Origin of the sequence: Alcaligenes faecalis (assembly GCF_005311025.1) — a bacterium.
In the GTDB taxonomy this organism is placed as follows: Bacteria; Pseudomonadota; Gammaproteobacteria; order Burkholderiales; family Burkholderiaceae_B; genus Alcaligenes; species Alcaligenes phenolicus.
In genome coordinates this window covers 3850772-3864953 of record NZ_CP031747.1, presented here as the reverse complement: position 1 = coordinate 3864953, position 14182 = coordinate 3850772, and the positions used below count along the sequence as shown (strand labels likewise).

Sequence of the window (14182 nt, the reverse complement as noted above, 5' to 3'; positions counted from 1 at the left end):
GAACTTGGGGTAGTATGGTGGCGTTTGCAGGCCAATTCACCCTACACTAGCGCTCATTATGACGCACTCCGCCCTTTCTCTGTCTCATGCCCAGTTTTTCCTTAGCCTGGGCTTCATGCTGCTGTTTCTGGCCCTGGAGCTGGGACTGGCCTGGGTGTTGCTGTATTTCAAGATCAGAACCTTTGGCAACAAGGCCGCGGCCTGGATGGGGGCGTACCGTTTTTGGGTGCGTCTGTTTGCGCTGGCGTTTATTTTAAGCTTTGCGGCGTCCATGCCCGTGCTGCTTCAGTTTGGCAGTGTCTGGCCGGGCCTGATGGAGCAGGTGGGTGATGTTATCGGTCCCATGCTGGCCGCCTCCATGCTGTCCTTGTTCATTTTCAAATCCTGCTTTTTGGGTGTGATGCTGTTTGCCCAGCGCATGCTGTCCAATCTGGTTCATACCGTGGTGGTGCTGATGGTGGCTTTGGGCGTTACCGTCACGGCGTTCTGGCTGGTGGCGATTGTGGCCTGGATGCAGGTGCCAACGGGTGTCGATGTGATTGAAGGCCATTATGTGGTGATGGAATGGCTGGATGTGCTCAGCACGCCCGCCTTGCCCTGGTATGCCGGTCTTTTGTTTGCAGGCAGTTTGCTGACGGTGGCCTTTTTCATGTTGGGTGTAACCTGCGCCCAGACCATGCAAAAGCCGGTTACCGACCAGGAGCGTCTGGCCTTTCGCAGTGCCTTGTTTCTGGGCGGGGTGGCTTGGCTGGCCCTGATCCTCGCTGTGATAGGCAATGGTTTCATGACTGCGGAGCATCAGCCTGCCAAGGCAGCGGCTGCGGCGGCGTACTGGGAAAGCGGCTCGCAGCCTGATTTGATTCTGGTGGCGGCGCCCTCCGCCATGCAGGACAGTGTTCTGGGTGTGCTGCGCTGGTCTCATGCAGGTGGACGCTGGTTGGGGCGTAATGACAGTGGCATTTTGATGGGTCTGGATCAGTTTTCCGACGCCATGCCGCCCGTCACCCTGACCTTCTGGTCCTTCCGTGTAGCCGTGCTGGCAGGAGCCTTGATGCTGTTCCTGCTGCTGTGGGTCTTGTTGCGCACTCGCCGTTATGGCCTGGACCCGCACTCTCTTTCTTATAGAGAACGTCAGCTCATGGTGGTCGCCTCGGTGTTGGGCTGGATCATGTTGCTGGGTGGCGCAGCCTACGTCTTGTTGGGCTTTTTGCCTTATCTGGTCGGTAACGATATTCAGGCCGTGCAAGTGCAAAGCACCGAGAGCGTCTTTACCGTCGGGCTGGGTTTGCTGAGTTACGGCCTGGTCTACATCTTGTGCATGATTGGTTTTTTCCAGAAGTTGCGACATGCCGTTCGTTTTGGTGTGGTACCGATCGCGCGTCATCGGGGGCGGGCATGATTGACTCTTTTGCAAATGCGTTGGGCCTGGGCGCCCATGATCCGGCGTTTTGGATGCCGCTGGCGTTTCTGGCCCTGTTCTTTTTGATTATTGTGGCCGGGACGGTTCTGGACGGCTTCGATATTGGCGTGGGCTGTCTGTCCTTGCTGGCACCGGACTCCTTGCGTCCCCGCATGCTGTCATTGCTGAGCCCCTGGCGCGATGCCAACGAGTTCTGGCTGTTTCTTGGCCTGGGTTTGTTTGTCTGCGCTTTCCCCAAAGCCTGGGGGGCGGTGATGGGCGGCCTGTACGGACCGTTATGTGCGCTGGGCGTGGGCGTTTTTGCCCGTTCCGTCTCTTTCGAATTCCGACTGCGCGCGCCGGTAGAGCGTCAGTCCCGCTGGCAAATGGGTTTTGCCCTGGGGTCCTGGTTGACGGCGTTCTCCCATGGTGTGTTGCTGGCGCAGGTCGTAGTGGGCTTTCAGAGCGATGCCGGTTATATCTGGTTCTCTGTCTTCATGGGCTTTTGCGCTATTGCCGCGTACTGCTTGCTAGGTGCTAGCTGGCTCATCATGCGTGAAGCAGGCGAGCTGCGTGCCCGAGCAGTCAATTGGGGCCGTCGTTCGGTACGCTGGTTTGCGGCCGGTGCCGTGGGTGTGTCCGTCGTGTTGGCCTTTGTGAATGCCGGCGTGCTGCTTAAATGGAGCGACGGGCCGTATTGGGGCTTGGTCTTGTTCCTGTGGGCCTTGATTCTCAGCTGCTTTGTGTCGATTGAAATGAGCCTGCAGCGCATGATCAACAGCAGCTATCGCACCACGACCTTGCCCTTTTTGCTGACCCTGTTCGTGATGGTGTCCATCATGGCCGGGCTGGCGTTCAGCTTCTTCCCCTATCTGATCCTGGACGAGATGACGATCTGGGACGCCGCTGCCGGGGTGCCAGCCCTGAGCCTGATCCTGTCGGCGATTGTGATTACCTTGCCCATCGTGCTGATTTTCAACGTGTGGGTGTACTGGCGCATGTTTGGATTGTCCCGCCCACCTTTGCCGCCCAGCTTTAAAGGCTGACCTTTTTTATGATTGCCCATTCCGTGCTGTCGATGCGCAAGCGTCTGCAGGGTTTCAAGTGGTTGTCTGATATGCCCGCCATGCTGGCCTGGGCGGTCTTGGCTGGTATTTTGGGTGCCTTGGCGACTTTGGCCTTTCATCAGGGCATGCGCTTTGTGCAGCAAGTTGTCACGGGTCAGCACGGGGGGATCGTCGCAGTCACGGAAAGTCTGCCCTGGTACATGCGCCTCCTGTTTCCCACCTTGGGCGGTTTGTGTGCCGGTATCCTGCTATGGCTGGCAGGGCGTCTGCCGTCGGGAAGCAATTCTGACTATATGGAAGCTGTGGCCATTGGCGATGGCCGCTTGTCCATTCGCCAGGGGCTGCTGCGATCCTTGTCGTCCTTGATGACGGTGGCCTCGGGTGGTTCGATTGGCCGCGAAGGGGCGATGGTGCATCTGGCCTCCTTGTCCGCTTCCGCGATTGGCCGTTTCACCTTGTTTGGTGAAGCCCGTCTGCGCCTGCTGGTGGCCTGTGGTGCCGCAGCCGGTGTAGCTGCCGCTTATGGCGCTCCGATCGCCGGTGCCGTGTTTGTGGCCGAGATTGTGCTGGGCACCATGACCATGAGCAGCTTTGGCCCCCTGTTGATGGCGGCTGTCAGTGCTCACCTGACCATGCGTATGCTGGGTGGTTATCACGCCCCTTACGAAATGACGAACGTTCAGGCCGTTGCAGGTTGGGACATCTTGCCCTTTCTGGTCCTGGGGGTGCTGATTGGTCTGGCTGCACCCGCTTTCCTGAAGTTGTTGAATCTGTTCCGTACCCTGTTCAAGCGTACTGGCCTGGGTTTGCCTTTGCGCTTGGCTTTGGGTGGTTTGCTGCTGGGACTTTTGCTGATTGTCATGCCGCGCGTGGCCGGTAATGGCTTTAGCGTAGTGTCCTCCATGCTGCACAGCGACTGGGCCTGGTACAGCGTGCTGCTTATCCTGGCGTTCAAGGTTCTGGCCACAGGGCTGACAGTTGGTTCGGGCGCTGTCGGCGGTGTGTTTACCCCCGCCATCTTTGTGGGCGCGGCCTTTGGCACCTTGTTTGGTCAACTGACTTTGCTGATCTTGCCGGGTCTGGATTTACCGTTGTACTTGTTCACCCTGGTGGGCATGGGCGCGTTTCTGGGGGCCGCCACCAGCGCTCCCTTCATGGCCATACTGATGTTGTTTGAAATGACATTGAGCTATCAGTTGGTGCTGCCCTTGATTGTGGCCTGTGTCATGGCTTATTTTGTGTCCCGTGGTGTGGCCGAGGTCGCCATGTATGAAGTCACCCTGGTGCGCGAGCGCGATGCCTTGCTGCGCCACAAGTTGCGTCACACCACCTTGGCCGAGCTGGTACGTCCAGCTGATACCGTCGTCAGCACCACTACTCAAATGCGCGATGCCTTGCAGATGTTTCTGGACTACCCCGTGCGCTATTTGTATGTGGTGAACGAGGAGCAGGTTTATCAAGGTGTGATTGCTCAGCCTGACCTGACTCGAATGTTGTTGGACGACAACGCTGCCCAGGAGCGTGTGGTGGGCGATATTCTGCGCATGGATTTCGTCAAGACGCTCTACCCGAACATGAGTCTGGACGAGGCTCAGGAACACTTTGTGAGCTTTGCTGGAGAGCGTCTGCCCGTATTGAATGGTGACGGCTCGGGTCGTCTGATTGGTGTAGTCTATAAGTCTGCTGTGCTGGAAAAATACTCCGCCATCAAACGCTCCCTGGATGCGAGCGGCGAAGTGATGCTGGATGCCCGGCGCTAAACTCTTTTTGTGACATAAATCATGCGTACAAAAGCTTGCCAGCGAGGCTTGGCAGGCGGGCTGTTGGTCGGTCTTGCCATGCTGTTCGCTGTTCCATTGGCCACCGCTCAAAATCGTGTTGGGCTGGAGAATTTGTCTGCTACCCGCGTGTATGGCGTGGATGAGGCACAGGCCATTCCGGCCCAGGAGCTCCCGCCTGTGGAGCCATTTTTTGATGCTACGCAGTGGCATCGCCAAGGAGATCAGGACTTGCTCAGTCCAGCGGCCTCCATGGATTACACATTTTCCGATTTCAGTCTGAGCGGTGCCAGCACCGCCAGTCTGGCGCGCTCCATCCAATATAGTCAGCAGTCCTCTCCAATTTGGAGTGCCCGCTGGTTGAGCAGTGCGCCCGACCAGGTCTGGCAGTTTGGCGAGCGCAACTGGCGCTATGTGAATGAAGACGGGCTGCAGCTGACCCTGGGCAATGACACGGTTACCGCACCGGACTGGGCGCGGCCCGTGGAACTGGGCGGTATCAATATCACTCAGCAGTTCGAGCAGGGCCCGGCCGGGCCATGGCGTTATGCCCTGGCTGTTGGCGCGCTGGATATGACGGGCAAGCAGGATAACGGGGATCTGGTGTATGGCTCTTCGGCCGGCAGCTTGATGCTCAGCACCGATGTCACCAGTCGTACCAGTATTGATACTCAGATGGAAAGCGCTCGTGATTTTGGGCTGACCGGTCTGGGTGCAACCTATCGATCGCCGGACTTTGGCGTGTGGCAGGCCAGCGTGGCCAAAGCTTCCCATGCGGTGGGGCAAGGTTGGCGTTATCAGGCAGCCTATGGCCTGGATGTGCTGGAGGATTTGCACCTGCAGTGGCAGGGTGAACGCTACCAGGACAATTTTCTGGATTTGAGCCGTTACCAGGGCATGAAGGTGGATGCGGCCAGCAGTCGGCAGATTGTCGGTCTGTCCGTGCCCCTGCGCCGCTGGGGTGAAGTGAAGACTCAGTACGAGGTGCAGCAGGTAGTTGCCGGGGGGGAGAACCGCTACCTTGGGGTCACGCAGCAGTTCTGGTACAGTCCCCACCTTAGGGTGGGTTTGCAAGCTCGCCGTCATCTGGAAAGTCGTCAGTCGAACATCGCGCTGCGTTTTTCTATTCCGATTTTTTAAGCAGGCGGCATGGCCCAGTCAGCACTTGAGGTTCTTCAGGAAGTTTTTGGTTATGACAGTTTTCGTGGTTCTCAGCACGAGATTATCGAGACCCTGATCCAAGGCGGCGACGCCCTGGTCTTGATGCCCACCGGCGGCGGCAAGTCGCTCTGTTACCAGATTCCTGCTTTGGTGAGACCCGGCACCGGTGTGGTGGTGTCTCCCCTGATTGCCTTGATGCAGGATCAGGTGGACGCCCTCAACGAGTTGGGCGTTAACGCGGCGTATCTGAATTCCACCCAGGATTGGCAAACCGCCCGCGAGGTCGAGCGCGAATTTCTGACGGGGCAGTTGGATCTGCTCTATGTGGCTCCCGAACGTTTGCTGACAGACCGCTGCCTGGATTTGCTGGCACGCGGCCAGATTTCCCTGTTTGCCATTGACGAAGCCCACTGCGTATCGCAATGGGGGCACGATTTTCGCCCTGAATATCTGGGGTTGGATTTGCTGGCCCAGCGTTGGCCAGGTGTGCCACGGGTTGCCTTGACGGCTACCGCCACTCAGTTGACGCGGGTAGAAATTGCCCAGCGCCTGAAGCTGGAAGAGGCCCGGCATTTTGTTGCCAGTTTTGATCGTCCCAATATTTGCTACCGCATCATTGAAAAGAACGAGGTGCGCAAGCAGCTCTTGAGCTTCATTCAGGAAGAGCACTCCGGAGATGCGGGGATTGTGTATTGTCTGTCGCGCTCGCGCGTGGAAGACACGGCCGAGTTTCTGTGCAAGAACGGTATTCATGCCTTGCCCTACCATGCAGGGTTGGATGCGCAGCAGCGCGCCATCAATCAGGCCCGCTTTCTGCGCGAGGAAGGAGTAGTCATGGTGGCGACCATTGCTTTTGGCATGGGCGTCAATAAGCCGGATGTGCGTTTTGTGGCCCACATTGACCTGCCCAAATCGGTGGAAGGGTATTACCAGGAAACCGGGCGGGCAGGGCGCGATGGCGAAGTGGCCACGGCCTGGCTGGCCTATGGCCTGCAGGACGTGGTGCAATTGCACCGCATGATTAACCAGTCGCAAGGCGATGCGGCACACCGACGCCAGCAGGGTCACGCGCTGGATGCCATGTTGGGCCTGTGCGAAACCATTTCCTGCCGTCGTCAGCGTTTGTTAGCGTATTTCGATCAGCAGATCGAACCTTGCGGTAACTGTGACACCTGCCTGGAAGCGCCAGAAGCCTGGGATGGCACAGTGGCGGCGCAGAAAATGCTCTCCACCATCTATAGATTGTGGCGTGAGCGCGGTCAGCGCTTCGGGGCCGGGCACCTGATCGACATTTTGCTGGGCAAGCTGACGGATCGTGTCAAAGAGCATGAGCACGACAAGCTGACCGTCTTTGGTGTGGGCAAGGATTTGACCGATCAAGCCTGGCGCGGGGTGCTGCGCCAGTTGCTGGCACACAGTCTGGTTACCGTTGATCCGGAAGGCTACGGCACCTTGTTGCTGACCGAGGCCAGCCGTGAAGTGCTCAAAGGGGAGCGGACCTTGATGTTGCGGCGCGAAACCGTAACACGCGGACCGGCTGCTCACCGAGTAAAAGGTCAGGCGCCTGCCGGACCTGCTCTGGAACCCGACCAGCAGAGGCGGTTCGAGGCTTTGCGCGCCTGGCGTGCGGCTACCGCACGCGAACATGGTGTGCCGGCCTATGTCATTTTCCATGATGCCACTTTGCGCGAAGTGGCTATTCGTTGCCCTAGTTCAGAGGCTGATCTGGAGCCAATTACAGGCATAGGCGTACGCAAAAGAGAGGCCTATGGCGAGGCTTTGCTGCGCTGCGTGCAAGAGTTCCAGGCGCAATAGGAAATTGTTAGCAGAGCAAAGTTTGGTTGCATTTTTATGTGCCGAATCTGCTCTGCAGTCCAAAAACCGCTATTCGCTCAATCCGCTATATGTAGTAGAATGACGTCAATATCACACTATATATGGTGTGCATCAACTGACGCTGGCGGCTGCAAAAGCCGCGTCTTCCGTCAATCTTCACCGATTTCCGAGACTGAAATGCAATCAACCGAACAGTTAATGGTCACTAAAAGAGATGGCCGTACAGAACCTATTAACCTCGACAAGATTCACCGAGTGGTTGATTGGGCCGCTGAAGGTCTGAGTAATGTGTCCGTCTCTCAAGTAGAGCTGCGCTCTCACATTCAGTTCTATAACGGCATTCGCACTAGCGACATCCACGAAACGATCATCAAGTCGGCTGCGGATCTGATTTCCGAAGATACGCCTGACTACCAATATCTGGCTGCCCGTCTGGCGATTTTCCATCTGCGCAAAATCGCTTTTGGTCAGTTTGAACCTCCAAGCCTGTTCGATCACGTAACCTTGCAAACCAAGGAAGGTCGCTACGATCCGCATCTGCTGCAAGACTACACGCGCGCCGAGTTCGATGAGCTGGATGCTCATCTGGATCACTGGCGTGACATGAACTTCTCCTACGGTGCCGTCAAGCAGCTGGAAGGCAAGTACCTGATTCAAAACCGCGTGACCAAGCGCATTTACGAAAGCCCCCAGTTCCTGTACATGCTGGTGGCCATGTGCCTGTTCGCCCGTTACCCTGCCGACACTCGCCTGGGCTTTATCAAGCGCTTTTACGACGCGGTATCGCAATTCAAGATTTCCTTGCCCACGCCCATCATGGCTGGTGTGCGCACACCCACCCGTCAGTTCAGCTCTTGCGTGCTGATCGAATGTGACGACAGCCTGGACAGCATCAATGCCACGACCAGCGCCATTGTCCGTTACGTATCGCAGCGCGCCGGTATCGGTATCAACGGTGGTCGCATTCGCGCCGTCGGTAGCGAAATTCGCGGTGGTGAGGCTCAGCACACCGGCTGCCTGCCTTTCTTCAAGATGTTCCAGGCCGCTGTGAAGTCCTGCTCGCAAGGCGGCGTGCGTGGTGGTGCGGCAACCTTGTTCTACCCCATGTGGCACCTGGAAGTGGAAACACTGCTGGTTCTGAAGAACAACCGTGGTGTGGAAGAAAACCGTATCCGTCACCTGGACTACGGTGTTCAGATCAACCGCTTGCTGTACCAACGCTTGATCAAGGGCAGCCACATCACGCTGTTCTCGCCTCATGACGTGCCCGGTCTGTACGAAGCCTTCTTTGCCGACCAGGACGAGTTCGAGCGTCTGTACGAGATGTACGAACAAGATCCCGCCATCCGCAAGCGCAGCCTGCCTGCTGTGGAGCTGTTCTCCCTGCTGATGCAAGAGCGTGCCAGCACTGGCCGTATCTACATTCAGAACGTGGACCACTGCAACACGCACAGCCCATTCCAGGCTGACCGCGCTCCCGTGCGCCAGTCCAACCTGTGCATGGAAATTGCCCTGCCCACCAAGCCTTTGAACGATCTGAACGATCCCGAAGGTGAAATCGCGCTGTGCACGCTGTCGGCTTTCAATCTGGGTGCTCTGGAGTCCCTGGACGAGCTGGACGGTCTGGCTGAACTGATTGTTCGCGCTCTGGATGCTTTGCTGGACTATCAGGACTACCCGGTCAAGGCTGCACTGAACGCAACCAACAAGCGTCGCTCCCTGGGCGTTGGCGTCATCAACTACGCTTACTACCTGGCCAAGAACGGCACCCGTTACTCCGACCCGGCAGCGTTGGGCCTGACCCACCGTACCTTTGAAGCCATCCAGTACTACCTGTTGAAGGCTTCGGTACAGTTGTCGCGTGAATACGGTCCTTGCGACGCCTTTGACGAAACAACCTATGCCAAGGGACTGCTGCCTACCGACACCTACAAGAAAGATGTAGACGGTATTTGCAACGAGCCGCTGCACCTGGATTGGGAAGCCCTGCGTGCTGACATCGTCAAGCACGGTCTGCGCAACTCCACCCTGACCGCCTTGATGCCTTCGGAAACCTCCAGCCAGATTGCCAATGCCACCAATGGTATTGAGCCTCCGCGTGGCCTGGTGTCCGTCAAGCAGTCCAAGGACGGCATCTTGCGTCAGGTGGTGCCTGAATTTGAAAAATATAAGGATCAGTACGAGTTGCTGTGGCAAATGCCTGGAAACGACGACTACCTGAAGTTGGTTGGCGTGATGCAGAAGTTCGTTGACCAGTCGATCTCTGCGAACACCAACTATGACCCACAGCGGTTCGAGGGTGGTCGCGTACCGATGAAGCAACTGCTCAAGGACTTGCTGCTGGCCTACAAATACGGTGTGAAGACCTTGTACTACCACAACACCCGCGACGGTGCCGATGATTCGCATGGCGAAGTAGAGGATGACGGTTGCGCAGGCGGCGCGTGCAAGATCTAAGCAAGGGTAAATAGCATCATGACTACCTATAGTACTTTTTCTAAAACGGATAACGACCAGCTCAAAGAACCCATGTTCTTTGGGCAGCCGGTGAACGTGGCTCGCTACGACCAGCAAAAATATCCGATTTTTGAAAAGCTGATTGAAAAGCAGTTGTCCTTCTTCTGGCGTCCGGAAGAAGTGGACATCACCCAGGACCGGATCGACTACCAGAACCTGCCTGACCACGAAAAGCATATTTTCATCAGCAACCTGAAATATCAGACCTTGCTGGATTCCATTCAGGGCCGCAGCCCCAACGTGGCCTTCCTGCCTCTGGTATCGATTCCGGAGCTGGAAACCTGGATTGAAACCTGGGCTTTCTCCGAGACGATTCACTCGCGCTCGTATACGCACATCATTCGCAATATTGCCAATGATCCGTCCGTTATTTTTGACGACATCGTGCGTAACGAAAACATTCAGCTGCGTGCGGCCGATATTTCTTCGTACTACGACGATCTGATCAGCGACACCATGCTGTATGCCCAACTGGGCGCGGGCGAGCATGAGATCAACGGTGAAACCCGCACGCTAAGCGTCTACGAGCTGAAGAAGAAGCTGTACCTGTGCATGATGAGCGTCAATATTCTTGAGGCCATCCGCTTTTACGTCAGCTTTGCCTGCTCCTTCGCTTTTGCCGAGCGCAAGTTGATGGAAGGTAATGCCAAGATCATTCGCTTGATTGCGCGTGATGAAGCGTTGCACCTGACTGGTACGCAACACATCATCAATATCCTGCGTTCCGGTAGCGATGATCCCGAGTTCGCTCAGATTGCCCGCGAACTGGAGCCGGTCTGCTTTGATATGTTCAAAGACGCGGCCGAGCAGGAGAAACAGTGGGCGGATTACCTGTTCCGCGACGGTTCCATGATTGGTCTGAACAAGGACATTCTGGGACAGTACGTGGAATACATCACCAATATCCGTATGGGTGCTGTGGGCCTGAAGCCTGCGTTTGAGTCCGTCAAACACAACCCCATTCCCTGGATCAACACCTGGCTGTCCTCGGACACCGTGCAGGTGGCACCTCAAGAGGTGGAACTGAGCTCTTACCTGGTCGGTCAGATCGACTCGGCCGTGTCGGCTGGCGACTTCGACGGTATCGAGTTATGAGTCAAGTCCGGACAACTGATCATGACTTTCAGTTGCGGGACGGCGAAACTTTGTTGGAAGGTTTGGAACGAACCGGCCATCAGGTTGAGTATCAATGCAGGAGCGGCTATTGCGGCTCCTGCCGTATTCCTCTTGTGTATGGAAAGGTTGCTTATAAAGAGCAGCCTTTAGCGTATGTCGGCCCAGGCGAGGTTCTGCCGTGTTGTTGCACGGTACTCGAACCGATCATGGTCGACTGTCAGCGCATTGCCCGGATTGAGGAGGAACCGGAGGATCAGTTCGGCTTTACCGGGCTGAATCCCTGATTCCTCTGTCTCCCTTTAGCTGGCCAAGCGCTTTTCTTCCAACTTTTCCCAACGCTCAAATAACTGCTCCAGGTCAGTGTTGAGCTGATCCAGTTGTTGGTTGATCTCGTCGGCTCGAGCAGAGCCATCTTTATACAGATCCGGTGCGCTCAGCTGTTCTGCCAGTTCGGCTTGCTGGCTTTCTATAGCCGCAATCTTCTCGGGCAACGCGTCCAGTTCCTTTTCTTCCCACGGGGCCAGACGGCCAGGCTTGTTAGCCTTATTGTTGCGCTCTGCAGCAGGCTTTTCAGTGGCGGCGGGAGTTGGAGTGCTGGCTGCCGGTGTCTCGGCTTTGGCTTGCGGGCGTTGTGCCAGCCACTCGTCGTAGCCACCCACATACTCGCCCCAATGGCCGTCGCCTTCGGCCGCAATCACCTGGGTGACCACGTTGTCCAGGAAGGTACGGTCGTGGCTGACCAGCAGCACGGTGCCCGTGTAATCCTGAATCAGGTCTTCCAGCAGCTCCAGAGTTTCGATATCCAGGTCGTTGGTCGGTTCGTCCAGTACTAATACATTAGTAGGTTGGGCAAACATGCGGGCCAGCGCCAGTCGGGCACGTTCACCGCCAGACAGACTGCGTACCGGGGAGTGAGCGCGGGCTGCCGGGAACAGGAAGTCTTCCAGGTAGCTCATGATGTGCTTGCGCTGATTGCCAATTTCCACCCACTCACTGCCGGGGCTGATGGTGTCCGCCAGAGTGGCGTTTTCGTCCAGGCGACTGCGCATCTGGTCAAAGTAGCCAATGTTCAGTTTGGTACCGTGGCGTACAGTGCCAGAATTAGGCTCTTGCAAACCCAGCATGATGCGTAGCAGTGTGGTTTTGCCGGCGCCGTTGTGGCCGATCAGGCCAATACGGTCTCCGCGCATCAGCACGGTGGAGAAATCCTTGATCAGGATGCGGTCGTCGTAGCCGTGTGTGACATCTTGCAGTTCAGCGACCAGCTTGCCGGAGCGCTGGCCTTCGGAAATGGCGAATTTGACGTCGCCCGAGCGCTCGCGTCGCTCGGCACGATCACGGCGCAATTGTTCCAGGCGGCGAACACGACCTTCATCTCGGGTGCGGCGGGCTTGCACGCCTTTGCGAATCCAGACTTCTTCCTGGGCCAGAAATTTGTCGAATTTGGCATTTTGTTGCTTCTCTGCTTCCAGGTATTCAGCCTTGCGTTCCTGCCATTGGCTGAAGTTACCGGGGAAACTGAACAACTTGCCACGATCCAGCTCGACAATCCGCGTTGCCACCACATCCAGGAAACGGCGGTCGTGGGTAATGATGACCGCGCTGCCACGGAAATCCAGCAGCAATTGTTCCAGCCAAAGAATGCCGTCAAAGTCCAGGTGGTTGGTGGGTTCGTCCAGCAAGAGCAGGTCGGGTTCGTTCACCAGGGCATTGGCCAGAGCGACGCGTTTACGCTGTCCGCCCGACAGGCTGCCAGCCAGTGCATCCGGATTCAAGCCCAGCTTGTCGATCAGGGCGTTGACGCGGGCAGGGCGTTGCCAGTCTTCGGCTTCGGTGAAATCGCCACACAGCAAATCGTAAATGCTCAGATTCGGATCCAGCTCCGGTTCTTGTTCGACGGTGGCTACTTTCAGCCCGCCCAGTCGTTTGACCTGACCATCGTCGGGAGCTTGACGTTGATCCAGAATTTTCAAAAGCGACGATTTGCCAGCACCATTGCGCCCGATCAGACCGATACGTTCGTTGCTTTGAATGACCAGATCGGCATGGTCCAGCAAAGCATGGTGGCCGAATGCCAATTGGGCATCGGTCAGGGAAATCAGATTGGTGGACATAAGACTCCAGATAAATCAGCGCGTCCTGCGAATTTCTCTATTGTCGCAGGTTACAATGCATCTGTGAGGCAGGCTGGGCAGTCGCGGTACGCAAGTATCGAGGAAGGTCCGGACTCCATAGAGCAGGGTAGCGGCTAACAGCCGTCCGGCAAGTGTGGCATCACGCCAGACGAGCCGAGGACCAGGGCCACAGAGACGAGACCACAGCAAGGGCTTGCGCAAGCAGGCACAGATACGGCGACTTCCGTGTTTTCTTGTACTTCGGTGCAAAGTGCTGTGGGGTGAAACGCGGTAACCTCTACCCGGAGCAATACCAAATAGGCATACGCAGGCTTTTAGCCCGAGAGGCGGCTCGTCTCAGTATGCGGGTAGGTAGCTAGAACCGGCCAGTAATGGTCGGTCCAGAGGAATGATTGCCGGCCAGCGGGTTCCCGCTGGCATACAGAATCCGGCCTATAGGCCTGTCTCACACTTCTCCCGGCGTTCGCCATCAATTGCACCGATTTCGTACATTTGAAAGCAATTGTTAAGGATGTTGAATCCTTGGCAAGAGTCGCTTGCGCGCATTTTTATAACAATTCACTTTTAATGCGCCCTGCAATTTCTTGATTTCACACAGTATTTTTTTTTAGCCACTTCTAGGATAGTGCGCTAAGTGCTTGTTGTGATTGAAAAAATTGCAACCACTGCCTTGACCGCAAAGGCTTTCCCCCGTAGAGTGGGGAAAAGTAGGAAATAGTGTAAAAAAGTGGGGGAAAATAGTGTTCCAAGGCAGCAGCGCACTCACACTGGATGCTAAGGGTCGGATGTCCATTCCGACTCGGCACCGTGACGCGCTTTTGCAGCAGGAACAAGGCCGCTTGACCCTCACTCGCCATCCCGACGGCTGTTTGCTGGTGTATCCGCGCAGTGTGTGGGAAGAAAAGCGCGAACAAATTGCCCGCTTCCCCATGAGTGCCCGTTTCTTGCAACGCCTGCTGCTGGGTAGTGCTCAGGACGTTGATCTGGACTCCGCTGGTCGGATATTGATCGCTCCCGAACTGCGCACCGCAGTGGGGTTGGAGCGCGACGCCATGCTGCTGGGTATGGCCACCCATTTTGAGTTGTGGAATGCGCAGGAACTGGAACGCCGACAGGCCCAGGATCTGGCTGAAAACTCCACAGACGTATTCGACACTTTTTCTTTCTGAGTAA

Annotated in this window: 10 protein-coding genes and 1 other RNA gene; 10 read left to right on the top strand and 1 reads right to left on the bottom strand. The window is 56.5% G+C overall.

Annotated elements, in window-relative coordinates:
* The first annotated feature begins 58 nt into the window (after positions 1-58).
* The 8 genes from D0C27_RS17710 to yfaE all read left to right on the top strand — a co-directional run bounded on the left by D0C27_RS17710 (position 59) and on the right by yfaE (position 11158).
* Positions 59-1399 (top strand): cytochrome ubiquinol oxidase subunit I, encoded by a 1341-nt coding sequence (locus D0C27_RS17710; protein ID WP_081055354.1) that lies wholly within the window; start codon positions 59-61, stop codon positions 1397-1399.
* Positions 1396-2445: a cytochrome d ubiquinol oxidase subunit II gene (locus D0C27_RS17705; protein ID WP_137431403.1), complete on the top strand. Its 1050-nt coding sequence runs from the start codon at positions 1396-1398 to the stop codon at positions 2443-2445. The genes D0C27_RS17710 and D0C27_RS17705 overlap by 4 nt, the downstream gene beginning before the upstream one ends.
* Positions 2446-2453: 8 nt before the next feature.
* Positions 2454-4226, top strand: coding sequence for a ClcB-like voltage-gated chloride channel protein (locus tag D0C27_RS17700; RefSeq protein ID WP_083054112.1), 1773 nt, complete (start codon positions 2454-2456; stop codon positions 4224-4226).
* A 21-nt stretch (positions 4227-4247) separates the two neighbouring features.
* Entirely contained in the window at positions 4248-5384 is a 1137-nt protein-coding gene (locus D0C27_RS17695; protein WP_009455065.1) for a hypothetical protein, read from the top strand.
* A gap of 9 nt (positions 5385-5393) precedes the next feature.
* A complete protein-coding gene (recQ, locus tag D0C27_RS17690; RefSeq protein WP_137431402.1) occupies positions 5394-7220 on the top strand; it encodes a DNA helicase RecQ in 1827 nt (608 codons plus the stop codon).
* A 198-nt stretch (positions 7221-7418) separates the two neighbouring features.
* The gene (gene nrdA, locus D0C27_RS17685) at positions 7419-9698 is read left to right on the top strand and encodes a class 1a ribonucleoside-diphosphate reductase subunit alpha (protein WP_035271093.1); all 2280 of its coding nucleotides are present in this window, start codon (positions 7419-7421) and stop codon (positions 9696-9698) included.
* 18 nt (positions 9699-9716) lie between these two features.
* A complete protein-coding gene (gene nrdB, locus D0C27_RS17680; protein ID WP_026485169.1) occupies positions 9717-10853 on the top strand; it encodes a class Ia ribonucleoside-diphosphate reductase subunit beta in 1137 nt (378 codons plus the stop codon).
* Positions 10850-11158, top strand: coding sequence for a class I ribonucleotide reductase maintenance protein YfaE (gene yfaE, locus D0C27_RS17675; RefSeq protein WP_009455057.1), 309 nt, complete (start codon positions 10850-10852; stop codon positions 11156-11158). Before nrdB ends, yfaE begins: the two co-directional genes overlap by 4 nt.
* 15 nt (positions 11159-11173) lie before the next feature.
* On the opposite strand, the gene D0C27_RS17670 is transcribed toward yfaE, so the two are convergent.
* Positions 11174-12988 carry an ATP-binding cassette domain-containing protein gene (locus D0C27_RS17670; protein ID WP_083054110.1) on the bottom strand — a complete coding sequence of 605 codons (1815 nt, stop codon included), beginning with the start codon at positions 12986-12988 and terminating at the stop codon, positions 11174-11176.
* Positions 12989-13053: 65 nt separating this feature from the next.
* Here D0C27_RS17670 and rnpB point away from each other — a divergent pair.
* Together rnpB and mraZ are read left to right on the top strand one after the other, a co-directional pair.
* Positions 13054-13460, top strand: an RNA gene (gene rnpB, locus D0C27_RS17665) — RNase P RNA component class A.
* A gap of 289 nt (positions 13461-13749) precedes the next feature.
* The gene (mraZ, locus tag D0C27_RS17660) at positions 13750-14178 is read left to right on the top strand and encodes a division/cell wall cluster transcriptional repressor MraZ (RefSeq protein WP_009455053.1); all 429 of its coding nucleotides are present in this window, start codon (positions 13750-13752) and stop codon (positions 14176-14178) included.
* The last annotated feature ends 4 nt before the right edge of the window (positions 14179-14182 follow it).

Excerpts from the sequence above, each read along its gene's own strand:
- D0C27_RS17710 (WP_081055354.1), top strand. The coding sequence starts at position 59 with ATGACGCACTCCGCCCTTTCTCTGTCTCATGCCCAGTTTTTCCTTAGC.
- D0C27_RS17705 (WP_137431403.1), top strand. The coding sequence starts at position 1,396 with ATGATTGACTCTTTTGCAAATGCGTTGGGCCTGGGCGCCCATGATCCG.
- D0C27_RS17700 (WP_083054112.1), top strand. The coding sequence starts at position 2,454 with ATGATTGCCCATTCCGTGCTGTCGATGCGCAAGCGTCTGCAGGGTTTC.
- D0C27_RS17695 (WP_009455065.1), top strand. The coding sequence starts at position 4,248 with ATGCGTACAAAAGCTTGCCAGCGAGGCTTGGCAGGCGGGCTGTTGGTC.
- recQ (WP_137431402.1), top strand. The coding sequence starts at position 5,394 with ATGGCCCAGTCAGCACTTGAGGTTCTTCAGGAAGTTTTTGGTTATGAC.
- nrdA (WP_035271093.1), top strand. The coding sequence starts at position 7,419 with ATGCAATCAACCGAACAGTTAATGGTCACTAAAAGAGATGGCCGTACA.
- nrdB (WP_026485169.1), top strand. The coding sequence starts at position 9,717 with ATGACTACCTATAGTACTTTTTCTAAAACGGATAACGACCAGCTCAAA.
- yfaE (WP_009455057.1), top strand. The coding sequence starts at position 10,850 with ATGAGTCAAGTCCGGACAACTGATCATGACTTTCAGTTGCGGGACGGC.
- D0C27_RS17670 (WP_083054110.1), bottom strand. The coding sequence starts at position 12,988 with ATGTCCACCAATCTGATTTCCCTGACCGATGCCCAATTGGCATTCGGC.